This is a genomic window from Salicola sp. AFF1, from assembly GCF_056783195.1.
This window is the reverse complement of record NZ_JBXAYL010000010.1, coordinates 58,457-80,510: the sequence shown is the minus strand read 5'-3', so window position 1 is coordinate 80,510 and position 22,054 is coordinate 58,457. Positions and strand designations below refer to the sequence as shown.

Here is a 22,054-nt window from a genome sequence, read left to right as displayed (position 1 = left end):
GTCAGGCCTTCAGTTCCATGTGCAGGTTAACGGTCTTCAGAAGGCGCTCCCGGTCGATCCAGCCAACCACTTGCTCGCCTTCCATGACCGGCAGCTGATTCAGGCTGTGCTCGGTCATGGTGGCAAGCACTTCCGCCGCTTCTGTATCAGGCGTCACGGACATAACCCGTTCAATGGGCGTCATCAGATCCGCTACCTGGTAGTCAGGCCAGCGTTGCCGGTCGGTCTCGCTGGTATCACTGAGGCTGACCAGCCCCAGGGCCCTTCCGCCGTCAGTGACGATGTAAGCACGCTGGCCTTCCGGCAACACCCGGGTGTGAACCCACTCATCAATGGTGGTGGACGATACCACAGAAGGCACATGCTGATCTGCCAGCTCCCGGGCCCGTATCCCACTGAGCTGTTTCTGCAGGTTGAACGTCTGGCCGTGGCCTTCCGCCACATTGAGCAGGAACCAGGCCAGAAGCATGATCCAGAGACCGCCAATGGCGTTGCCTTCAACCAGCAGCCGCCACAACCCCAGGGCAAAAAGGCCATAGGCTACCAACCGGCCCCCCGCCACGGCGGCACGGTTGCCCTTGGCGGCATCACCAGTAACCTTCCAGACCAGAGCCCGGAAAACGCGGCCCCCATCGAGCGGAAAGCCGGGAATCAGGTTGAAAACGGCTACCATCAGGTTAATCACGGCCAACCAGCCCAGACCAACAGCCCAGGGCTCAGAAGCCGCCATTGTTGACAGCAGCGAGAATCCCACCGCCAGCACAAAGCTGACCACCGGACCCGCAATGGCGATCCAGAATTCATCCACCGCGCTTTCGCTGTCCTTATCCAGCTGGGCGACACCGCCAAAAATGAAAAGGGTGATGGCATTGACCGGTACGCCACGACGGATCGCGACCAGACTGTGGCCCAGCTCATGCGCCACGATGGAGGCGAAGAAAGTGACTGATGTGAACAGGGCCGTTAGCAACGCCTGGCTGAAGGACCAGGACGCGTACTCATTGCGGAGCCCTGTGGTCATGGTGATCATCAACAGAGCAAAGATGATCAGCCAGCTCGCGTGAACCTCGATTCGAATGCCCTGGATATGCCCCAGGGTCAACACGGAACGGAACATGCCCTGCTTTTCACGGGCGGGTTGATTCATCCGGAGCCTCCTGTATGCGTTGACCAATCGCTGTGCCGTTTCCCCGGCATGGGGGCGAACCAGCCCACCAACAACAGCAGACCGCCCACGCCCAGGCACGATACCACACGGGCAAGGGGGACCGTCCCGGCGATACCCATCAGAAACAGCTTCAGCACAACGACGATGGATACCATTGGCATAACAGCGCCCTTGGTTACTCCAATCTGAACCTTTAAGCTCCCAAAAAGCAGATGACGGAGTGTTCATAAGCCGGGACAAGGACTTTGATCATGACCAAACGCGAGCTGCATGACGGCATCATCGGCCTGATCCTGACGGTCACCGTGGGCCTTGGTTTTTACGGGGACCCTCTCTGGCTGCTGATTCCAGCTGTTCTGGGACTGACTCTGCTCCAGAGTGCGTTTACCGGTTTCTGCCCCCTTTACTACACACTGGATAGGCTCTATCCGGGCGAATAACACCGCAACAGGAGCCCCAGTCAGGCGCATTCGTACCGGTTACGCCCATTGTCCTTGGCGGCGTACATGGCAACGTCCGCCCGACGTGCCACCATACTGGCCATATGCTCACCATTGAACACAGCAACGCCAAGGCTGGTGGTTATCGGGATGGAACCCGCAGAAGTCACAAAAGGTTCCTGCGCAACGGCACGACGGAGTTTTGACGCGACGGTGCAGGCGGGACTCTTGCTGGCACCAGGCAGGAGTACCATGAACTCCTCCCCACCCCATCGTCCCACTTCATCTTCGGTACGCAGTCCATCACTCAGCCTCTGCGCCAGCTCCCTGAGCACCTCGTCCCCAACCTCATGGCCATAGGTATCATTAACGTCCTTAAAGTGGTCCAGATCGATCATGATCAGGGCATAGGGGGTACCAAAACGACTGCACCGAGCATGCTCCGCCTCAAGCCGTGAATCAAAGGCGCGCCGGTTACTCAATCCTGTAAGCACATCGGTACTGGCACTCTGAGCCAATTGTTCCCGTGCAACAAAGGCCTCACGCCGAATCCGGTAGAAAAGCTCCGACAGCACCACGCCCATCACCATCATCATCAATGGGTGAACAAACACCAGGAACGCCTTAAAGAGGGATACCGGGGCATAAGCCAAAAAAGCAATCACCGTGATCAGCGGTGGGCCATAAATCAGGAGGAGATCCCGAGCACCCGCTGTCGCCAGTACCGCTACCAAAGCGATAACGACCACCAGACCATTGGTCATCAAGGACTCAATATCGCTTGGCTGCACCAGATGCTCCGCGACCATGCCGGTCACCATGATCATGCCAGACAGCGCGAATGCAATCAGTACAGGCCGGGGCCAGCGTCCCTCCGGCACACGCCAGCGCAGCACCAGAATGCCGATAGCCAACACCATCGGTGGTAGTCGCCATCCCAGATGACTCCACCAGTGGGTGGTTATTCCGGATAACGACCAAACGTCAACCAGTTGGAAGAACGGAATGACAATTAGCGCCATGACGGCACAAACCACGGTCAAACGGCGTGCCACCAGCCGCTGGTATTCCCGGAAATCTTCACGCCACTCGGGCGGCACGGAAACAGTCCTCATCCACTTTGCCATGCTATCCATTACCTTAACGATGGACTAATACACAGGATAACGCACTTTTCCCCTCCAAGACCCTGAACGGATTCAGATTCTACTGATATAACGCATTACGTGCCTGGCGTTTTCGCCTTACGCTGGGGCACTACTTGCCAACCAGGCTTTCTTCCCCATGACGCCCATAAGAATCGCTCTCGCCGCGGCGCTGGCCCTGCCCACCGGGTTGTGGCTTGCCGCGGGATTCATGGCCCCCGCCGTGGCGCGCAGCCTTCACCCCTTGGTGACCCAATACACGGGCAGTATGGCATTGACGCTGATGAGCCTGGCCATGATCCTTGCTACCCGCCCTAAATGGCTTGAACACCCTCTGAATGGGCTGGACAAGATGTATCGCCTGCACCGGTGGCTGGGCATTACCAGCCTGGGGTTCATGATGGTTCACTGGTGGGTCTCCGCCGGTGACCGATTGCGGCTCCGCAAGGGCTGGCAGGAAGAAACACCTGGCGGACTCCAGGGCTGGCTCCAAAAACAGCAAGGCATTGCCGAACCAGTTGGTGAGTGGACTTTCTACGCCGTTGTGGTTCTGCTGGCCCTGGCGTTGCTCCGCTGGTTTCCCTATCACCTCTTCCAGAAAACTCACCGGCCGTATCGGCCACAAACGCAAAGTGACTGGCACCATTGAGTCACTTAATTTCTACTCCCGGCCCCAGGTCCTTGAAGGCACCGTTCACCTCGATGCTGGATGGCCAGGCCACAAGCCCGGTCAGTTCGCATTCATCACCGATGCCAGGCGCGAAGGCGCTCATCCCTATACCATTGCCTGCGACTGGGTTCCCGAGCAACGCCGCCTTATGTTCCTGGTCAAGGAACTTGGCGACCACACCAGCGAGCTCCCCGGAACACTCCAGGAAGGTATGACGGTCACCGTTGAGGGCCCTTACGGCTGCTTTGACTTTGAGGACAACCGCAGCCGCCAGATCTGGATCGCGGGCGGGATCGGGATCACGCCCTTTGTGGCGCGCATGAAATACCTGGCACACAACCCGGGTAACCACCGACGGATTGACCTGTTTTTCTCAACCGAGGAATACGACCAGGAGGCAGCGGATAAACTCATCGCCGATGCCCACGCCGCCGATGTTCAACTGCACCTCTACTATACGCCCAGGGATGGCCTGCTCACTGGCAGCCGAATCCGGTCAGAAGTCCCTGAGTGGCGCGAGGCGAGCATCTGGTTCTGCGGCCCGGCGGGGTTCGGCCACTCCCTCAGGCGCGACTTCATTGCCCATGGTCTCCGGAAACGGGACTTCCACCAGGAGCTATTCAGGATGCGATGAGTGGAAGAAACAGCCTGTATCGAACGAGCCGATCGTCCAACCTTTTACCGGCTTTTCGCAAAGCGCAATCTCGCGGCGGCGCTCGGCTTTGGCGGCGCCCTTGGGCTGATTGTTGTCCTCGGCCTCAATATCGAATCCGATACCGACGGCAATGACTGGACCGGGTTCAAAATAGATAGACACCAGCAGGAACTGCGCGTCAAACCGCACCCAGAGCAAACTGAACGGCCTGCTCTGCGTGTATCCCTGTCGTGTCGTAAAGCGGGACATCTGTATCAGAGCCCAAAACCCATAATGCAGCCGCCTTCACCGGCACCATCAGTGGTTTGGTGCTTTCCCAACGAATGCCGGCCACCGCACATACAAAGCCTGTTTTATCCCTCAGGATGATCGTATCCAGGGCAGATCAGACAACGGATGCCTCACGCCCCTGAAATACCCGGCGCCGCCCCTTCCCCGGTGAAGCGGGTCGCGCCCCGCACGAGAATCGCAGCATGAGCCAAGCCGAGACACAGAACCATACCGCCGAGCCACGCGCGTTGAGCCACCGTTTGAACCACTACCGGAAACCACGCCGCAGCCGCAGTATCATGGAAATCGCTGTCACGGCTGTGCCTTTTGCTCTGACCTGGATCCTGATGTGGGCGACCCTGGGGCTCAGCTACTGGCTGACCCTGTTGCTGTCCGTCCCGGCCGCGGGTTTTCTGGTACGGCTGTTCATGATCCAGCACGATTGCAGCCACATGTCGTTTTTCCACTCCCGCAAGACCAATCACTGGGTGGGCCGTGTCATCGGCGTATTCACACTCACTCCCCATGACCTTTGGCGCTACACCCACATCCAGCATCACGCCAACTCGGGCAACCTGGACCGCCCCTCTATCGGCGGTCTTGAGACCCTCACAGTCCGCGAGTTCCACGCCCTCACATTCTTCCAGCGGCTGCGTTATCGCCTGTATCGCCACCCCATCGTCCTGTTCGGTTTCGGCCCGGCTTATATCTTCCTTCTGAGCTACCGCCTGCCATTCGGCTTCATGCGTAACGGATGGATGCCCTGGATGAGCACCATGGGCACCAACCTGGGCATCGCGACGCTCGTCGCCATCCTGATCGGCTCGGTTGGCCTCGGCCCCTTCCTGCTCATACAACTTCCCATCACGCTGGTAGCGTCCACCATCGGTGTATGGCTGTTTTACGTGCAACACCAGTTCGAGACAACCTACTGGGAACACGACGACCAGTGGACCTCTCAGGAAGCAGCACTGCACGGCAGCTCCCACTATGTTTTGCCCGGGGTTCTGCGCTGGTTCAGCGCCAATATCGGCGTACACCATGTGCATCACCTGTGCAGCCGCATCCCGTGCTACCGCCTGCCCGAAGTCCTGCGCGACTTCCCCGAGCTGCAAGAGGTCAGCCGCATCACACTGTGGCAAAGCATCGAGTCGGTTCGCCTGGCGCTGTGGGACGAGAACAAGAGGCGGCTGGTTTCCTTCAGCGAGGCAAACGCCTGCTGAGCCGGCTTGCCTCAGCCTCAGTGCATCATGGGGTACAAACAACCGATCAGCAGTAGCGCCATCAAGCGGTTGAACCACAACAACCGCTTGCCTTGCTGGAGCCAATACTTCAGCACCTGGCCGCTTACATTCCAGGTTACGATCAGGGGTAAACTCACCACTGCCAATACCAGACTGGTCCAGAAGGCTGTCATCGCCAGTTGCTCTGGATCCGTGTAAGCAGCCACGATTGCCATGCATATCATCCACGCCTTGGGGTTGATCCACTGGAAGAGCAACGCCTGCCAGAAGCTGATGGGCCGCTCGGGCCGGCCCGAGGTGTCCCCCAACCGGCCACTACCCGCAAGCAACCAGGCGATGTAAACCAGGAAGAAGGCGCTGAGGATCTGCAGGAGGGTCTGCACCAGAGGGTACGTCTTCAGGAGCTGACCAAGGCCCAGCATCATGGCCAGGAGAAGCGTCTGGCAGCCGGCAATAATGCCAGCCACATGAGGCAGCGAACGCACAACGCCGAAATTAACGCCGGAAGCCATCAGCATCAGGTTGTTGGGACCAGGGGTGCCAACCATCACCAGCACTAATCCTGTTAACGATATCAGCTGCTCGGTCTGCATGAGTCCATCTCCTTTGTGGTGACTCCATGCTAGAGCGGCGGGGCGCAAAGGCACAGACTCAGAAAGCCAGTCCTGAACCGGTACAGTTGAAGGTACACCTATTCTGTGCCGATTGATGTCAGTCCATCTGTACCGAAACCCGGAGGCCACTGAGGGCCGGGCTCAGGTCTTGTCATTGGCTGGGTTCCGGCATGCTTTTCACCGTATTGCCCCTGCTGCAACAGCACACGTATCGAGTTCCGCCAGATTGAATTGGAAAGATCACCAGAACCTGACAGCGACATGAACAACTACAAATCAAGCAATCCTCCGCTACACTTCAGGTCAGGCCATCCCCTGTTCAATGAGGCGCTCCATGCGAGCTCAAAGGATCCTGAACGCCACCCCTTTCGGCTCTCTGCAGTCACTGCTTTCCCATGCCCTGCGTAGCGGTATAACGCTTGGCCTGTTTGGCGTCACTGCGGCGTTGGTGTTTACAACAGGCGGCGCTGACGGCGCCTATACCTACATCATGGTGCTCCCCATTCTTGCCGGCGCCTACACGTATGGCCTGGCAGGTGGCATCGGGACAGGCGCGGCGGCAACATTACTATTGACCCCCTGGATGCCATTCAGTGCCTTCTCCGGCGTCGCTCCAACCACGGAGCAATGGGTGATTGGCGGCTTCACGTTTCTCCTGGTGGGTGGTGTCGCGGGTGGCCTGCATTCCGCACTGTACCGCCACAACACCATCAGACTCAGCATGGCGCGTACCGATCCAGAAACAGGGCTTCCCAACCGGGGCGCGCTCAAGCAGGACCTTGAGAGCCGTCTAGCCGCATTCTCCGAAGACGCCCCCACCCGTCTGGGCGTCGTGCTCGTCCGGGCTACCGACCTCGAGGATCTGGTGGACGTGGTCGGCATTGATGGCGGCGACGAGGTCATACAGGAATTGGGCAGCCACCTCAGTACTGTCTCGCCCAAGGTCATCGGCCCCTATCGTTTTTCAAGCGCAGAAGTGGCACTGATCCTGGCCATTGACGACGATTCCGCGGTCCGCCATCTGGCCCGCAGCATCCACAAGGCCGCGAGCGCGGCATTCACGGTTGACGGGGCGCCCCTTCGCATCGAGCCGGCCATCGGGGTGGGACATGCTCACGTCGACACACCGGTGGACGCGTGCGAGCTCATCCGTCGTGCCCGGATTGCCCTTCGCCGCGCCCTGATCCTGGAGCAAAACTGGGTCGACTATGAACCCACGCTGGATAGCGATAACAAACAAACGATCCAGCTGATCAGCCGCGCCGAAGACGCCCTGGAAGGGGGCGAATTCGAGCTTTTCTACCAACCCAAGATCCGCCTCAGAACCCGTGAACCCCATGGAGTCGAAGCGCTTATCCGATGGCGTACCGCGGATGGCGGGTTCATCGCGCCGGCCACCTTCATGCCCAAGCTTGAGCAAACCAGCCTGATCGAGCCCTTCAGCCGATTCGTGATCCGCGAAGCCATCGAATTCGCCCGTTCCGGGATCTCACTGCCGGTCAGTATCAATCTTGCCCCCCGCAATCTTGCCGATTCGGCCGTAACCAGTTTCCTCATCAATACATTGCTCACCACTGGTATTCCCGGCTCCAGCATCCAGGTCGAGATGACCGAAGGCGCCCTGATGCGCGACCCGGACACCACGATTGGTCTGCTTGTTCAGCTGCGCGAGCACGGCGTAGGCGTTAGCATCGATGACTTTGGTACCGGGTATGCCTCCTTCGCCTACCTGCGCCGACTGCCCTGCACCGAGCTCAAGATCGACCGGGCCTTCATCGCCCCCATCGTGGGCGACGAACGGGCTCGGCGCTTGGTGCTCGCAATGGTGGAGGTTGGCGAAGCGCTGGGGCTTACGGTCACGGCCGAAGGGGTCGAAACCGAAGGCCAGGCTGCCATTTTGTCGGAACTGGGGTGTCACCTGGGACAGGGCTTTCTCTGGAGCCCGGCATTACCGGCGGAAAACCTGCGCAACTGGTTGGCCTAACCCAGGGCCAATGCCCCAAGATAATCCAGTTACCCAGGATCGCTCCGTTTGCTGAGATGCATCAATGCTGATCTATGCCCTCTGTGCGCTGGCGGGAATTACCGCCTTCATCTTCTACCTGTTCTTCTATCAAGACTGGCGCCGGAACCGGCAACTGCGACACCCATTCCCAAGCCACTGGCGGGCATTACTCAATACCCAGGTGCCCCTATACCGCCAATTACCCCCTCAACTCAGGAACCAGCTTGAACAGCGTGTACAGATATTCCTTGCGGAAAAAACCTTCTACGGCTGTGATGGATTTGAGGTGGACGAGACCGTACGCCTGACCATCGCCGGCCATGCCTGCCTGTTGATTGTTGCCCGTAACATCTCGGATTTCGATGCAATCCACAGCATATTGGTTTATCCGGACCAGTATTACGTCAGGAGCGTTGAAAGCGACGGCATCACGGTAAGCGCCAGCAACCAAATCCGTGCCGGCGAAGCCTCAAACCGCGGCCAGGTCGTACTCGCCTGGACGGACTGTGAGGAAGGCGCCATCCATCCGGATGGGGCCCATAACGTAATCCTTCACGAGTTTGCCCACCAACTGGATTACCTGGACGGTACCGCCGATGGCGCGCCACCTCTGAGTGGCGAGCAGGCCCGTCATTGGCAGGAAACCATGAGCCATGCCTACCAGGACCTGCGCCGGTCAATCCGCTTCCACCGAAAACCCTGGCTGGACGCCTACGGCGCAACCGAGCCGGCAGAATTTTTCGCCGTTCTGACGGAAACCTTCTTCCAGCAGCCAGGTCACCTGAACGCCAAACAGCCCGACGTCTATCAAACGCTGTGTGGTTTCTTCCGGTTGGACCCGCTCAAGCTCTCGCTACACCCAGCCGATCCAGGTAGAGGTAAAGCTCCGCCTCACTGAACTGAACGTATTCCAACACGCGTCCATAGAGCATAACCGTCGGCACAGCTCCCCCATTGAGTTCACGCCGGCTCTGCTCCAGCACATGGAGAATGAGCCGTTCCGTTCTTGTGAGCCCATCCCGGGCATCGGGCATGCCATCAGTCTGTGCATCCACCCCCTCCACCATGGCGATCTCCAAACCTCCTTCAGCGGCCAAAAGCTACGGTCAATATCGTGGACCAGCGTATAAGGGCTCATCCAACGATAGCCAGCATCCTTGGGCCATTGTCTGTTTCATCTTGACACAGCTCTCAGAAACAACGTAACTTCTACCACGAAACGAGATTGATTTGCATCTGCTTTTGCAATTATCAATTCAAACCATTGGGAGAAGCCAATTGAAAGACGCAACGACCCAGGGCGTTCGTACACGTCCCGCCCCGTTTCAGCGACACACGTTGACGATGATGCTCGCACTGGCCGCAAGCCCCGGATTGCAAGCGGAAACCAGTGAGACCATCTCTTTGGAGCCCATCACGATCTGGAGCACGAGCGTCTCCAGTGACTCGCTTTATGTGGGCGATGGCGAGATCAGCATCGCCCAGCCGGATCACTTGAGCGACCTTCTGCGCGACCAGCCGGGCATTGAGGTGGGAGGCACCCACTCCACCAACCAGCGCATCAACATGCGTGGCATGGGCGACACGGACCTGGACATCACCATTGATGGGGCCCGGCAAACAGGGTTTATGTACCACCATATGGGAAACCTGCTGATCAATCCGGATATCCTCAAGTCCGTGGACCTTCAGGTTGGGCGCAACTCGGTGGCGAATGGAGGCCTTGGCGGCTCGGCGGCATTCGAGACCAAGGATCCGGATGACCTTCTGCGAGCCGGGTCTGAGACCGGGGCACGCGCCTCCACCTCCTATTTCACGAACGACGAGCGCCGCGGATCGCTGACCGCTTATGGTCGTCTGGGTGGTGGCTTCGACATCATGGGCTACGGTTATTTCACGGACCGCGACAACCCCGAGGACGGCTCCGGCACCAAGGCCATTGGTAACGATGGCGAGATCTACAACGCCCTGTTCAAGGCCGGCTGGAACGCCGACGCCGCCAACCGCCTGGAACTGACGGTCGACACCTACCAGGATGAAGGCGATTACACCTACCGTCCCGACGTGGGCCGGGCCACCAACGAGTCAATCCCCAACAGCGATCTGGAATACCCTACCGAATTTGGTCGCACAACCTATGCCCTCAACTATTCGCGCGACCCCCAATCGGGAACCCGTGTTGACGCCACCTTATACCGTAACGACCTGGAGCTTGAACGAGATGAAACCCGGGTCGACCGACCGATAGTACAAGGGGAACTGATCAACGAGGGCGCCCGGGCACGTGCCCGTACCCCCATTGAAAGCGCCGGCATGAGCCATCAACTCACTTACGGCGTCACCGCCAACCGCGAGAGCAGCGCTTATGGGGAGAATGGCGCAACACTGGTCGAAGAGGACGCTTTCAGCGGCGCCGCCTACCTGGAGGACCGGGTCTCGCTCACCGACGCCTTTACCCTTACCCCGGGCGTCCGCTACAACCATTATCAACTGGACTCCGCAACCGCGGATGAAACGTACGACGACTGGACTGGCGCACTGGCTGCCCAATACCGGGTCATCCAGCCACTGACACTGCATGCGAGCAGCACCCAGCTGTTCAAGGGGCCGGAACTGGCGCAAGCGTTCATCAACGAACCCGGCACCTACGTCCCCAACCCGGCGATCCGTCCGGAAACCGGGCGTAACGACGAATTGGGCTTGCGACTGGCGCAGAACGACCTGCTGAGCGCAGACGAGATCACCTTCAGCGTGACCGGCTTCCGCACCCGCATCGACGACAAGATCGAGAGTACCCGCGCCAGCGGCGGATCACGCCAGCTTAAGAATGTTGGCGATGTGACCATTGATGGCCTTGAGTCCAGCTTCAACTATCGCAGGGGCAACCTGGACATGATGCTGACCCATGCCATCCAGGACTCGGAATTCGATGACACAGGCGATCCACTGGACCGGGAAATCGGGGACACCACCACCCTCAATATTGATTACTACCTCACCGGTCTGGACCTCGCCGTCACCTGGACCTCCCGTTACGTTGCCGAAGAAACCAATGTTCCCTCCGGCTCCGACCCGAAAGCCTCCTACGACACCCACGATGTCTCCGTACAGTGGCTCCCTCGGGGCAGCCTGGAAGGCCTGACCGTGACCTTTGGCGTGGATAACGTCTTTGACGAATTCTACACATCACACGCCTCGCGCACCGGCAGCACGAACCATCCGGTCTTTGGCCCGCTGGAACTCAGCGACTACGAGCCAGGCCGTAACATCAAGCTTACGACCGCCTATCGGTTCTGAGCCCAAGAACGTACCAGCCCAACTCACTCGTTTTGCACCGTTTCAGGTTTCACTGTAAACGACCATACCCTTGAAGGTGAGCCAACATGAGTGAAAACCGTCACGCCAAGAAAACCCCACCGCGCATGCTGGAGGTCCAATGGGTACATTGGCTATCACCCAACCTGTTGCGGGTAGCCCTGGGCGGGCCGGATCTGGAAGGGTTCCCGGCAAACCGCAATGGCGCCCACATCAAGGTTTTCCTTCCCCAGCAAGGCCAATCAGAGCCTGAGCTTCCCGAGCTGGGGGCTAACGGCCCTATCTGGCCCCCGCGCGACCGGCGCCCCATAACCCGTACGTACTCGGTACGCCGTCTGGATACCGAAGCCAGGATTCTGGAGATCGACTTCGTCGTCCACGGCGATGAAGGGCCGGCCTCAGCCTGGGCCCGGCGTGCCGCACCGGGCCAACGCATCGGCATCGCCGGACCCGGCGGTCCCGACCCGTTGCTCGGCAGCGCCAACTGGTACCTGCTCGCTGGCGACATCACGGCGCTACCGGCCATCAGCGCGCTCCTGGAAGAATGCCCCGCTTCGGCACAGGGTCAGGCCATCATCGAGGTCCCCACAGCCGACGATTGCCAGGAGCTGACCTGTCAGGCCGACATCGCCATTCACTGGCTCGTGCGCGAACGACCCGCCGGCCAGGATCGCCAGTTGATCGATGCCGTGGAAGCCATAGACTGGCCGGCGCAGAGGTGTTTCGCCTGGATCGCCGGGGAAAACGCGACCGTTGTCCATATCCGCAACCTGCTGCGCCGTTCCCACGGACTACAGCGCCAACAGATGTACGCCGTTCCGTACTGGAAAGCCTCGCTTTCCGAGGAGCGCTATCACGAAGAACGCCACCACATCATGGATACCTTCGACAATGACTGATGACAGGAGCAGGCAATGAAGCCGAACAATCTTCTTGTTGTAGCGCTACTGGCACTATGGCTGGCCGCCGGTGCTCAAGCCGACGAACGCCGCCTGACCGATGCCAGCGGCAAGACGGTTTCCGTGCCGGAAACACCCGAGCGCATCATCACCCTCAGCGAACCGGACCTTGATGCCGCCCTGGCGCTGGGCGCGGAACCGGTCGCCACCGTCGCCGGGCGAGGTCAGAAAGGGCCACCACGCTATCTGGGCAAACGGGCTGCGACTATCGAGGTCATTGGCCAGTTCATGCAGCCTTCCATGGGCCGCATCATTGAATTGCAACCCGACCTCATCCTGGCCGGCGGCGTCCCCAATCCCCAGCTCATCACCCAACTCCGCCGGGTTGCCCCCACTGTGGTCACCTACACCATTGGTGACAGCTGGCGTAAAACGCTCCACGCCACGGCCGAAACCCTGGGGCGTGAAGACGAGGCCCAAGCCTTTCTGGAACGCTACCGTTCGCGCGCCAATGCCCTGCGCGAGATCCTGGGAGAGAACGCGGGAGCAAGCGTCAGCATCGTCCGCTGGAACCCGCGTGGCCCAGCCTATATGCGCCGGGACGCGTTCGCCAGCCGCGTGATCCGCGACGCCGGCCTGAGCCGCCCGGAACACCAGCAGGAAACGGGAGGAGGCCATACACCCCCCTTGAGCCTGGAAGCACTGGATCGCATTGATGCCGACTGGCTCTTTATCGGCACGCTGCAGCGGGAAGGTGAAGGGGCACGGGCACTCGAGCTAGTCCGGGACAGGCCCGCCTACCAGGCCCTGAACGCGGTCCAGAAGGGACATGTTGTGAACGTGGACGGTTCTCTCTGGACCGGGCCTGGTGGCGCGCTGGCGGCCCTGGCCGTCCTGGAAGACATTGAACAGGCCATGGTCGACCATTGATGCCGCCGTCCCCACAACAGCGCGCCTTGAAGCGCTCATTTGCCCTTCTCGCCTCTGCGGCCGCTTTAGGGGTGATTTCCGTGACGATCGGAAGCGGCCCGGTATCACCACTGCAAAGCCTGAACTATCTGCTCGGCGGTACCGATCCTCAGGCAGCAACGACCATTCAATCGTTACGCTTGCCGCGCACCCTTGCCGCCTTGCTGGTGGGCACGGCACTGGGTGCGTCTGGCTGCCTGCTCCAGGCTATAACCCGTAACCCGCTCGCTGATACCGGACTTCTCGGGATCAACGCGGGGGCCGCCCTGGCCGTGGTGGTGGGCATAACCTTCGCCGGAGCCAACACGGGTGGAGCTTACCTGATCTGGGCCTTCATGGGCGCGCTGGCGGGCAGCAGCCTGGTTCTGCTGCTCAGCCACATCGGCGGCACCAACACCCCCCTTCGCCTAATCCTGGCTGGCGTCGCACTGGGCGCCACCTTTCACGGACTAAGCGCCAGCATTCTGCTGGCCAACCAACAGAGTTACGACCAGTACCGTTACTGGACGATGGGAGCCCTTTCCGGTGCCTCCAGTGACCTAGTCTGGCAGATCTTCCCCGCTGTTGCACTCGCCATGGGGGTGGCTCTGATGCTGCTGCGGCCTTTGGCCGCCCTGATGCTCGGCGATGATAGCGCGCGCGCCCTAGGCCACCGGCCCGGTCTGATTCGTCTGGGCGTCGCTACGGCGGTGACGCTCGCTACCGGCGCCGCCGTGGCCCTGGCTGGCCCCATCGCGTTTCTGGGGCTCCTGTCCGCTCATATTGGGCGTGGCATCGCGGGTCCCGACCTTAAAACCCGGTTCCTGCTGGCCGGCCTGGCCGGTGCCGCCATCCTGCTCGCGGCGGACATCAGCGCCCGCATCGTGGTGCAGCCCTTTGAAGCGCCAGCCAGCGTCCTGGTGGCACTTATCGGGGCTCCCTTTATGGTATGGCTTGTGCACGCCGGTCGCGGCCCAGCAGGGGCGGAGGGTCCGGACCGATGAGTGGCGCCCCCTCCCGGAATCATTATGCGGATGCAGGCGTCTGGCGCCTCGGCTCGCTCTCACTCCGGATGCCACTGCGGCCCCAACTGGTAGTGCTGGGACTGGTAGGCCTACTCATGCTTGCCGTGATCCTCGCCCTGATTACCGGGCCTGGCGGAGTCACCCCAGCAACCGCGCTTAACGCCCTGGCGGGCAAGGGGCCTACGCCGCAGCTGCTGCTGGTACGCGAGATCCGGCTGCCCCGCATTGGGGCCGGAGTGCTGGCCGGTGCCGGCCTGGGCGCTGCGGGCTGTCTACTGCAGACCGTGGCCCGTAACCACCTGGCAACACCAGCAATACTCGGCATCAACGAAGGCGCCACCTTTGCCATGATGCTGGCCCTTATCCTCAGCGCCAGCGGCCAGCTCGGGGGCTGGTGGGTGGCACCAGCAGGGGCCGGGCTCACGGCTGTTGTCCTGCTATTGCTGGCCGGCAGGATGGGCTCACGCGGTTACCGCGTATTGATCGTCGGTCTCGGCGTCTCAGCGGCACTGCGAGCGGCAACGGAGCTGGGCCTCGCCTGGTCCAGCCTACAGCATGCCAGCGCCGTCTATGCCTGGAGTATCGGCAGCCTGGTCGGGCGGGGTGAAGCCCTTTCCCCCGCCCTGGGCGCCACAGTCCTGGCCTTGATACTGATCGCACTGATCCTTGGCAGAAGCCTGGCACTGCTCCAGCTCAATGTCGCCACGGCAACGACCCTTGGACTGAACGTGAATCGCTGCCAACTCCAGGCGTTTACGCTGGCCGTGGCCCTTTCGGGCATGGCCGTGGGCATTGGCGGACCAGTGGGCGGGCCTGTCGGATTGCTGGCCCTGGCGTCCCCCATCATTGCCCGCAAACTCGAAGGCCCGGAGCGGGTTCCTACCCTGTCCTCCGCGCTCGTGGGAGCAATACTGCTGATACTGGCCGACACGCTGGGACGTGTTATTGCCGCGCCAGCCGAGATCCCGGCTGGCGTCATTGCAAGCATCTTTGGGGGCCCGTTTCTGCTGTGGATATTGATCACCGACGGACGGCGAGGCAACGCAACGCCATGATACTGCACATCGAAACGCTCACCAGCGCCTACCCTGGGCATGTAGCTGTGGTAGACGCTAACGCCAGCATCCAGACGGGAGAAGTGGTGGCCATTGTCGGACCCAATGGATGCGGCAAGTCCACGCTTCTGAGAACCATCGCGAGATTGCACCGACCGGAAAGGGGGCGGGTCATGGTGGATGGCCAGGACGTCTGGCAAATGCCCCCCCGACAGGTTGCCCGGTACCTGTCGCTTTTGCCCCAACAACCCGAGGTGCCCGAAGGCATGACCGTGACCGCCCTGGTCCGTTTCGGCCGGCATCCCCATCAGGGGCTTTTCCGGCAATGGTCCGCTGCGGATGAGCAGGCCGTAACCCAGGCCCTGGCCGCCACTGGTACGTCCGGGCTGGCGGGCCAACGGGTAGACCGGCTCTCCGGAGGCCAGCGCCAACGTTGTTGGCTCGCCATGGCACTGGCTCAGCAGGCCCCCCTCATGCTCCTGGACGAACCCACGAGTATGCTGGATATGGGGCATCAACTGGAGGTCTTACAACTCGTCCGGGAATTGGCTGCCTATGGGCGCACTGTGGTTATGGTCATTCACGACATCAACGCCGCCCTGCGCTTCGGCGATCGCATCCTGGCCATGGAAGGCGGCCACCTGGTCGCCGACGGCAGCCCGAAAGAGGTGGTGGATCCCGCACTCATGCGCCGGCTTTACGGCATTGAAGCCGATATTCTTACCGCCCCACGCAGCGGCCACCCCGTGGTGGTGCCCGACAGCCTGACCCAGGACACCATGGACATAACCCACCACCAGGAAATAACGGAATGTTGAAATCATGGGCATGAAGGCGAATACAGCCGTGGTCACTGGTGCTGCCCAGGGAATCGGGGCTGCGCTCACCCGCCTGCTCGTCCAGCGCGGCTGCGCTGTGGGCATGATCGACCAGCAGAAAGCGCCGCTGGCATCCCTGGCCGCCGAATTGGAGGCTCAGGGAGCAAACGTAAGAACTGTGACGCTGGATCTCTCCGATGCCAATGCGGTCGAGCAGGCCATCAGGGAGCTGGAGGGCTCCCTAGGCCCTATCGACTACCTGGCAAGCGTGGCGGGCATACTCCGTCCAGGACGGCTCCTCGATTGCAGCAACGAGGACTGGGAACAGTCCCTGGCCGTGAATGCCACTGGCGCATTCAACATTACCCGCGCCGTTGGTGGTCGCATGGCCGAACGACGCCAGGGTGCCATTGTGACCGTGAGCTCAAACGCGGCCACCACTCCTCGGATCGGCATGGGTGCCTACGCGGCCTCCAAGGCCGCCCTCACACAAATGACCAAGTGCCTGGGGCTGGAACTGGCGGCCTATGGCGTGCGTTGCAATATCGTCTCGCCAGGCTCCACGGACACCCCCATGCAACGCAGCCTTTGGACCAATGAGCACGGCGAGGCAGCCACAATCGCTGGCAATCCGGAATGCCACCGGCTGGGCATTCCTCTGGGTCGCATGGCGCAGCCCGAGGACGTGGCGGAAGCCGTAATGTTCCTGTTCTCGGACAAGGCCGCCCAGATCACGCTTGAAGACCTACAGGTGGATGGCGGGGCAACCCTCGGCCAACACTGATCGGCGGCGAGGGGAGCCTGAGCGTTAATGCTGGATATCTGGATCTCGCAAGGGCTTGCTGCAACCCCGGACTGCCTCAGCGCCGAGGAAAAAGCGCGCGGGCAGCGCTTGATTCATGAGCATGACCGCCGGACCTTTACGCAAGCGCACGGATTAAAGCGCCTGCTCTGCAGCCATTACTGCCCGCATCTGCCACCACACCACTGGCGCTTTCAGCGCCATAACGCCGGCAAGCCCTACGCACTGTCGCCATTTCCCTATGCGTTCAACCTGAGCCATAGCAGCCCTTTTATTGCGGTGGCCATAGCGGGTGACGAGGTAGGGGTGGATATTGAGGCAAACAGGGAACTGGACGACTTCGAACGGCTGGCGAATGCCACCCTCCTCCCAAGGGAGCAACGGTGGTTATCGCACCAGGATGATGTTGAACGGGCGTTTTTCCGTCTCTGGACCATGAAGGAAGCCATCCTGAAGGCCGCCGCCACCGGATTTGCCGTCCACCCTATCCAGGTTGAATGCCGGGAGCTGGACGCCCCATCCGCCACAGCCCGCTTGCACGGTCAACAATGGCGCTGCTGGACACACTCAGAAGCGTTATGTCTGTGCAGTGTCGCCATTCCAGACAAGGGGGGCCGCCGCCCAAGGTTTCTGGAAGCTGACAGGGCAATCTTTGCCCCCTGGTAGGGCGCCAGCGCCCCCATCACGTCCGCTAAGTACCGCCAGGACCAAACGCTGAGGTCTCTACCTGAAAAGCGGAATACCAAGGCGGCGCGCCAGAACGGCGAGGCCAAACCCGAGACCGAGTCCAATGAGATTCCATGGAAACAGATCCCCAACGGCGTAATACCCCAGATGGCTGCCCAAAGCCAAACCGAACAGGCCTATATGCTCCTTTTGTTGATGGGCTTGCCAGAATGCCTCACGTTGGCGCTTGCGTTCCTGCTTTCTGGCCAACCGCCGGCGCTCGGGCTCAAGAACGGCTTCCGAGGCCCATTCCGCCTGATCCCGTGATAACATTGCACAATTTCCTTTACCGAATGGGGGACGCTGCTCAAGATAACCGATAAAGAGACAGTCTCAAGGTAATGAATCCACCCCCGAAAGGGCCCGCCGCCTCTTCAACCTGAAGCTGAGCCCCGTGCCCTTTAACCCTCCCACCGAACCAAGTACCCTTTCCTGATCCAACCCCACCAAATGGAGTCACGCACCCCATGCGCGATGACAGCGCCGCCCCTGAAACGGATTTCGAACAGGCCGCGCACCGTATCCTGCGGGACGTGTTTGGTTACGAGCATTTCCGCGGTCGTCAGCTGGCAATCATCCAATCACTGGTTGAAGGGCGTAATGCCTTGGTGCTGATGCCAACCGGCGGTGGCAAATCGCTATGCTACCAGATCCCCGCACTGCTGCGACCAGGGCTGGCGGTGGTGGTGTCACCACTGATCGCCCTCATGCGGGACCAGGTTGAGGCACTGCAGCACAACGGGGTGCGCGCAGCCTGCCTGAACTCCAGCCTGGATCCCATCATCCAGCGTGATATTGAGCAGTCCGCGCTCGCCGGGGAGCTGGACCTGCTGTACGTGGCACCGGAACGATTGCTGAGCGACAGCATGCTCGGCCTCCTGGAACGAGCGGAGCTGGGCCTGTTCGCCATTGATGAAGCCCACTGCGTTTCCCAGTGGGGGCATGACTTCCGTCCGGAATACATGAAGCTGGATGTGCTGCGCCAGCGCTTCCCGGGGGTTCCGCGCATTGCCCTTACCGCCACGGCGGACCAGCGCACCCGTGAGGAAATCGGCCACCAGCTGCTGCCCGACGGCGGCGATACCTACGTCGCCAGTTTTGACCGGCCCAACATCCATTACCGGGTCGGCCTCAAGGGCAATGCCCGCCAGCAACTGCTGACCTTCATCCAGCAGCGCCACCAGGGCCATTCCGGCATTGTCTACTGCATGAGCCGCAAGCGCACCGAATCCACGGCCGAGTACCTGAGCAACCAGGGGGTACCAGCTGTCCCCTACCACGCCGGATTGGACGGAGAAACCCGACAGCACCACCAGCAACGGTTCCTGCACGAAGAAGGGCTGGTGGTGGTGGCAACCGTCGCCTTTGGCATGGGCATCGACAAGCCGGACGTGCGCTTTGTGGCGCACCTGGATCTGCCCAAGAGCATTGAGGCCTATTACCAGGAAACCGGCCGCGCCGGGCGGGACAACGAACCGGCCGAGGCCTGGATGGTCTACGGTCTGCAGGACGTTTACCAGGTGCGGCAGATGCTGGCAGAGTCCAACGCCGGGGAGCTCCAGCAGAAGGCGGAGCGCGAACGGCTGGAAGCCCTGCTGGCGTTCTGTGAGGCCACCGGCTGTCGCCGGAAAGTTCTACTGGAATACTTCGGCGAACCCCACGAGGGCAATTGCGGGAACTGCGACAACTGTCTGCAACCTCCCAGGACCTGGGATGCCACCGAGCCCGCACGCAAGGCACTCTCCTGCGTCTACCGCACGGGCCAGCGCTTCGGGGCGGCCCATGTCACGGACGTGCTCATGGGCAAGACCGGCGACCGCCTGAGCCGCCTCGGTCACGACCAGCTCAGCACCTTTGGAATTGGCACGGATCTCTCCAAACAGGCCTGGCACTCAATCCTGCGCCAGCTCCTGGCTCATGGCCACCTGCAGAGTGATCCCGAGGGCCACGGCGGCCTACAACTGGCCCCACGCTGCCGGGAGCTGCTGCGCGGGGAGGCCTCACTGGCGCTCAGGGAAGACATACTGCCCGCTTCCAGCAAACGCAAGACCGCCTCCGGATCGGCAAGCAATGCCCCGCCGGATGTGGCGGACAGCGCTCAATGGGAACAGCTGCGCCAGTTCCGCAAGGAGCTGGCGGATGCCGAAGGTGTACCGCCCTACATCATTTTCCACGATGCCACCCTCAAGGAGATGCTCCACGCCCGTCCGAAAACACTCGATGAGATGGCAATGGTGCCGGGCATCGGGCAGGCGAAGCTGGAACGATACGGGCAGCAGTTCCTGGACCTGCTGAAGGAGCTTGAGACCACAGCCGAGGCGACCTGAGCCATGGATCCGATTGATTACAACGGCACCCCAACACTGAGTTTTCGTCAGATCGATGAGCTGAACGGGTTCACCAAGGGCACGACCTTCCGCCTGTTCAAGCGCGCTGGCGATGCCCTCCAGCAAGACCGGGACTTCTTCTACCTGCCCGCGTCCACGCACGGTGGGTGGATTGAAACACTGCGTGCCGAGGGCCGGATCTACCCCTCCTCCCGGCACCTTGTGCTGCTGACCCGGGAGGGCTACGAACGGCTGCAACGCCTCTAACCGGAGGCGTCGGGCGCATTACGGCGCTCGTTCAGCCGCCAAGCGATCCAAACCACCACCAGCAGGCCGGCAATCGGCACCGCGAAGGCCAGGTGCACCTGAACAGTGCCCAGGATTACGCCCAGGCAGCCCCCGAGAAGCTGGATCACGGTCAGGTTGCCCCCAGTGTTGTCCAGGACCATCTTCTCCAGCTCATCGGTATCAAGCCGACGCACCTGCTGCTCAACCACATTGGTCACATCCAGGCGCTTGACCGCCAGCTCAATTCCCTGGCTGACCCAGGCATGCCCCTTCTCGGACTGCAGCAGGTTCAGGCCCTGCCTTTTCAGCCACTGGATGGCGCCCATCAGTGATTCCTCAATGCGCGTCCAGTTGGATTCGTCGCTAAGGTACTGATCCGTCTGCTCAACAAGCGTTGGCAGGATACGGTCCCTGACGCTTGTCCCCAGCGTCTCGATCCACTCTGCAAGCCGCTCCTGGATCAGCGCCTGCACCTCGGGCTTTTCCATTTCCTGTTGAATCCCATCCACTACGGCATCCAGAGTCCGCATGAAATCATCGGAAACCTCGGCGTCATTGATGAAGCGCTCCAGGATCTGGCTGATGGCCTCCTGGTCGAATGAGAAGATGTTCTTGATCCCCAACCCCACCGAGCCCATGCGGCGCCGCTGTTTCAGGTAATCCTCGATCGCCCTGTTAAGCCAATCCGAGATCTGGGGAATCTCCTGCTGAAGCCAGTGGCGGATCTTCCCGGCAAGCCATTCCCGGTTTTCCCGGGACTGCAGGAAGGTGTTCAGGCTGCCCCGTATCTGAGTCCACCACTGCTCAATATTGTCCGGGTCCTGCGCAAGGTCCTGAAGGGCGGCTTCAATGAAATCCAGCGAATGGGTCAGCGCCTCCGGCCCGCGCTCGCGCATCAGCTCCACCACCATCCCTGTGATGCGGGTACGCACTTCGGGATCCTGCAGGTGGTTATCGAGCCACCCGGCCATCGCCTCGGTGCCGGTTTCGATTAACTGCCGCTCCCGGATGTAAGCCAGGATGATATCCGGTGACAGCAGCTGCTCCTGCACACTCTCGGCCAGGCTGCGCGCAATCTGGTCCTTGTTCTTGGGCACCAGCCCCTGCCAGCCCAGAACCTGCCCCTGCTTGGGCTGAAAAAGCATCTTGATGGCAAGGAAGTTGGTGAAATACCCCACCAGCCCCGCAACGGTTATCACGAATCCGGCCCGCACCCAGATATTATCGCCCGCGAACCAGTAATCCAGAAGACCAAACACCAGCGCCAGCGCCAGAAGCGCGCGCCGGAAACGCCGATCCCATTGGGTCAGATCCAAATCCATAGAGAGACTCCCTCTTTTTCTGTAGGGGCTGGGCCATCAGCCTTGGCCCGGATTCCAGTCGGCTGAACCCCACGGACACCCGCGGACTATTGACTCAGGATACAGACAGGCCCGTTGATGTGCATGGGCATGCCGAGCGCGCTGGCCATGATTGGCAGGTCAGTCCAGATTCCGGCCAGGGTGGCGACCCGCGCTGTCTGTTCCAGGTCTACCAGCGCGCCCCTGAGCGCAATTTCATGTATATTTTTTACATCCATCAAGTAACATGTATTATGGATACTGTTTTGTCAGAAACCGACTTGCTCACTTCAAAGGAGG

At 60.8% G+C, this 22,054-nt stretch carries 24 protein-coding genes; 16 read left to right on the top strand and 8 right to left on the bottom strand.

Features of this window, described 5'->3' with window-relative positions; genetic code table 11:
* Window position 1 precedes the first annotated feature (1 nt).
* Both AC1RQI_RS08820 and AC1RQI_RS08815 read right to left on the bottom strand, forming a co-directional pair.
* Window positions 2-1,147 carry a M50 family metallopeptidase gene (locus tag AC1RQI_RS08820; protein WP_481904461.1) on the bottom strand — a complete coding sequence of 382 codons (1,146 nt, stop codon included), beginning with the start codon at window positions 1,145-1,147 and terminating at the stop codon, window positions 2-4.
* Entirely contained in the window at window positions 1,144-1,329 is a 186-nt protein-coding gene (locus AC1RQI_RS08815; protein ID WP_481904460.1) for a DUF2339 domain-containing protein, read from the bottom strand. Before AC1RQI_RS08815 ends, AC1RQI_RS08820 begins: the two co-directional genes overlap by 4 nt.
* 90 nt (window positions 1,330-1,419) lie before the next feature.
* Here AC1RQI_RS08815 and AC1RQI_RS08810 point away from each other — a divergent pair, with 90 nt between their 5' ends.
* Window positions 1,420-1,608 (top strand): YgaP family membrane protein, encoded by a 189-nt coding sequence (locus AC1RQI_RS08810; protein WP_416634817.1) that lies wholly within the window; start codon window positions 1,420-1,422, stop codon window positions 1,606-1,608.
* A 20-nt stretch (window positions 1,609-1,628) separates the two neighbouring features.
* On the opposite strand, the gene AC1RQI_RS08805 is transcribed toward AC1RQI_RS08810, so the two are convergent.
* Window positions 1,629-2,723, bottom strand: coding sequence for a GGDEF domain-containing protein (locus AC1RQI_RS08805; RefSeq protein WP_481904459.1), 1,095 nt, complete (start codon window positions 2,721-2,723; stop codon window positions 1,629-1,631).
* Window positions 2,724-2,892: 169 nt separating this feature from the next.
* Here AC1RQI_RS08805 and AC1RQI_RS08800 point away from each other — a divergent pair, with 169 nt between their 5' ends.
* Together AC1RQI_RS08800 and AC1RQI_RS08795 are read left to right on the top strand one after the other, a co-directional pair.
* Window positions 2,893-3,402, top strand: a complete 510-nt coding sequence (locus tag AC1RQI_RS08800) for a ferric reductase-like transmembrane domain-containing protein (protein WP_481904458.1) — start codon at window positions 2,893-2,895, stop codon at window positions 3,400-3,402.
* Window positions 3,386-4,057, top strand: a complete 672-nt coding sequence (locus AC1RQI_RS08795) for a ferredoxin reductase family protein (RefSeq protein ID WP_481904457.1) — start codon at window positions 3,386-3,388, stop codon at window positions 4,055-4,057. The genes AC1RQI_RS08800 and AC1RQI_RS08795 overlap by 17 nt, the downstream gene beginning before the upstream one ends.
* Here the strand turns inward: AC1RQI_RS08795 and AC1RQI_RS08790 are convergent.
* Window positions 4,040-4,327 carry a hypothetical protein gene (locus tag AC1RQI_RS08790; protein WP_481904456.1) on the bottom strand — a complete coding sequence of 96 codons (288 nt, stop codon included), beginning with the start codon at window positions 4,325-4,327 and terminating at the stop codon, window positions 4,040-4,042. The genes AC1RQI_RS08795 and AC1RQI_RS08790 overlap by 18 nt on opposite strands.
* Before the next feature lie 224 nt (window positions 4,328-4,551).
* Between AC1RQI_RS08790 and AC1RQI_RS08785 the strand changes: the two genes are divergently transcribed.
* Window positions 4,552-5,571 (top strand): fatty acid desaturase, encoded by a 1,020-nt coding sequence (locus AC1RQI_RS08785; RefSeq protein ID WP_481904455.1) that lies wholly within the window; start codon window positions 4,552-4,554, stop codon window positions 5,569-5,571.
* A 17-nt stretch (window positions 5,572-5,588) separates the two neighbouring features.
* On the opposite strand, the gene AC1RQI_RS08780 is transcribed toward AC1RQI_RS08785, so the two are convergent.
* Window positions 5,589-6,185, bottom strand: a complete 597-nt coding sequence (locus AC1RQI_RS08780; protein ID WP_481904454.1) for a LysE family translocator — start codon at window positions 6,183-6,185, stop codon at window positions 5,589-5,591.
* Between the two features lie 355 nt (window positions 6,186-6,540).
* On the opposite strand from AC1RQI_RS08780, the gene AC1RQI_RS08775 reads away from it, so the two are divergent.
* On the top strand, window positions 6,541-8,190 hold the full coding sequence (locus tag AC1RQI_RS08775; protein ID WP_481904453.1) for a putative bifunctional diguanylate cyclase/phosphodiesterase: 1,650 nt from the start codon (window positions 6,541-6,543) through the stop codon (window positions 8,188-8,190).
* A 64-nt stretch (window positions 8,191-8,254) separates the two neighbouring features.
* The gene (locus tag AC1RQI_RS08770) at window positions 8,255-9,109 is read left to right on the top strand and encodes a M90 family metallopeptidase (protein ID WP_481904452.1); all 855 of its coding nucleotides are present in this window, start codon (window positions 8,255-8,257) and stop codon (window positions 9,107-9,109) included.
* Here the strand turns inward: AC1RQI_RS08770 and AC1RQI_RS08765 are convergent.
* Window positions 9,054-9,278 (bottom strand): hypothetical protein, encoded by a 225-nt coding sequence (locus AC1RQI_RS08765; RefSeq protein ID WP_481904451.1) that lies wholly within the window; start codon window positions 9,276-9,278, stop codon window positions 9,054-9,056. The genes AC1RQI_RS08770 and AC1RQI_RS08765 overlap by 56 nt on opposite strands.
* Window positions 9,279-9,555: 277 nt before the next feature.
* Here AC1RQI_RS08765 and AC1RQI_RS08760 point away from each other — a divergent pair, with 277 nt between their 5' ends.
* The 8 genes from AC1RQI_RS08760 (at window position 9,556) to AC1RQI_RS08725 (ending at window position 17,739) form a co-directional block, all read left to right on the top strand.
* On the top strand, window positions 9,556-11,508 hold the full coding sequence (locus tag AC1RQI_RS08760) for a TonB-dependent receptor domain-containing protein (protein ID WP_481904509.1): 1,953 nt from the start codon (window positions 9,556-9,558) through the stop codon (window positions 11,506-11,508).
* Between the two features lie 86 nt (window positions 11,509-11,594).
* Complete coding sequence (locus AC1RQI_RS08755; RefSeq protein WP_481904450.1) at window positions 11,595-12,425, top strand: siderophore-interacting protein; 831 nt, start codon at window positions 11,595-11,597, stop codon at window positions 12,423-12,425.
* Between the two features lie 15 nt (window positions 12,426-12,440).
* Window positions 12,441-13,355 carry an ABC transporter substrate-binding protein gene (locus tag AC1RQI_RS08750; RefSeq protein WP_481904449.1) on the top strand — a complete coding sequence of 305 codons (915 nt, stop codon included), beginning with the start codon at window positions 12,441-12,443 and terminating at the stop codon, window positions 13,353-13,355.
* The gene (locus AC1RQI_RS08745) at window positions 13,355-14,377 is read left to right on the top strand and encodes a FecCD family ABC transporter permease (RefSeq protein WP_481904448.1); all 1,023 of its coding nucleotides are present in this window, start codon (window positions 13,355-13,357) and stop codon (window positions 14,375-14,377) included. The genes AC1RQI_RS08750 and AC1RQI_RS08745 overlap by 1 nt, the downstream gene beginning before the upstream one ends.
* The gene (locus AC1RQI_RS08740; protein WP_481904447.1) at window positions 14,374-15,453 is read left to right on the top strand and encodes a FecCD family ABC transporter permease; all 1,080 of its coding nucleotides are present in this window, start codon (window positions 14,374-14,376) and stop codon (window positions 15,451-15,453) included. Before AC1RQI_RS08745 ends, AC1RQI_RS08740 begins: the two co-directional genes overlap by 4 nt.
* A complete protein-coding gene (locus AC1RQI_RS08735; protein ID WP_481904446.1) occupies window positions 15,450-16,271 on the top strand; it encodes an ABC transporter ATP-binding protein in 822 nt (273 codons plus the stop codon). Before AC1RQI_RS08740 ends, AC1RQI_RS08735 begins: the two co-directional genes overlap by 4 nt.
* 10 nt (window positions 16,272-16,281) lie before the next feature.
* Window positions 16,282-17,055 carry a 2,3-dihydro-2,3-dihydroxybenzoate dehydrogenase gene (locus AC1RQI_RS08730; protein ID WP_481904445.1) on the top strand — a complete coding sequence of 258 codons (774 nt, stop codon included), beginning with the start codon at window positions 16,282-16,284 and terminating at the stop codon, window positions 17,053-17,055.
* Between the two features lie 27 nt (window positions 17,056-17,082).
* Complete coding sequence (locus AC1RQI_RS08725; RefSeq protein ID WP_481904444.1) at window positions 17,083-17,739, top strand: 4'-phosphopantetheinyl transferase family protein; 657 nt, start codon at window positions 17,083-17,085, stop codon at window positions 17,737-17,739.
* A gap of 57 nt (window positions 17,740-17,796) precedes the next feature.
* On the opposite strand, the gene AC1RQI_RS08720 is transcribed toward AC1RQI_RS08725, so the two are convergent.
* The gene (locus tag AC1RQI_RS08720; protein WP_481904443.1) at window positions 17,797-18,072 is read right to left on the bottom strand and encodes a hypothetical protein; all 276 of its coding nucleotides are present in this window, start codon (window positions 18,070-18,072) and stop codon (window positions 17,797-17,799) included.
* A gap of 194 nt (window positions 18,073-18,266) precedes the next feature.
* Between AC1RQI_RS08720 and recQ the strand changes: the two genes are divergently transcribed.
* Window positions 18,267-20,126 carry a DNA helicase RecQ gene (recQ, locus tag AC1RQI_RS08715; RefSeq protein ID WP_481904442.1) on the top strand — a complete coding sequence of 620 codons (1,860 nt, stop codon included), beginning with the start codon at window positions 18,267-18,269 and terminating at the stop codon, window positions 20,124-20,126.
* Window positions 20,127-20,129: 3 nt separating this feature from the next.
* Complete coding sequence (locus AC1RQI_RS08710; protein ID WP_481904441.1) at window positions 20,130-20,393, top strand: hypothetical protein; 264 nt, start codon at window positions 20,130-20,132, stop codon at window positions 20,391-20,393.
* Here AC1RQI_RS08710 and AC1RQI_RS08705 read toward each other — a convergent pair.
* Entirely contained in the window at window positions 20,390-21,736 is a 1,347-nt protein-coding gene (locus tag AC1RQI_RS08705) for a DUF445 family protein (protein WP_481904440.1), read from the bottom strand. The genes AC1RQI_RS08710 and AC1RQI_RS08705 overlap by 4 nt on opposite strands.
* Window positions 21,737-22,054: the final 318 nt, after the last annotated feature.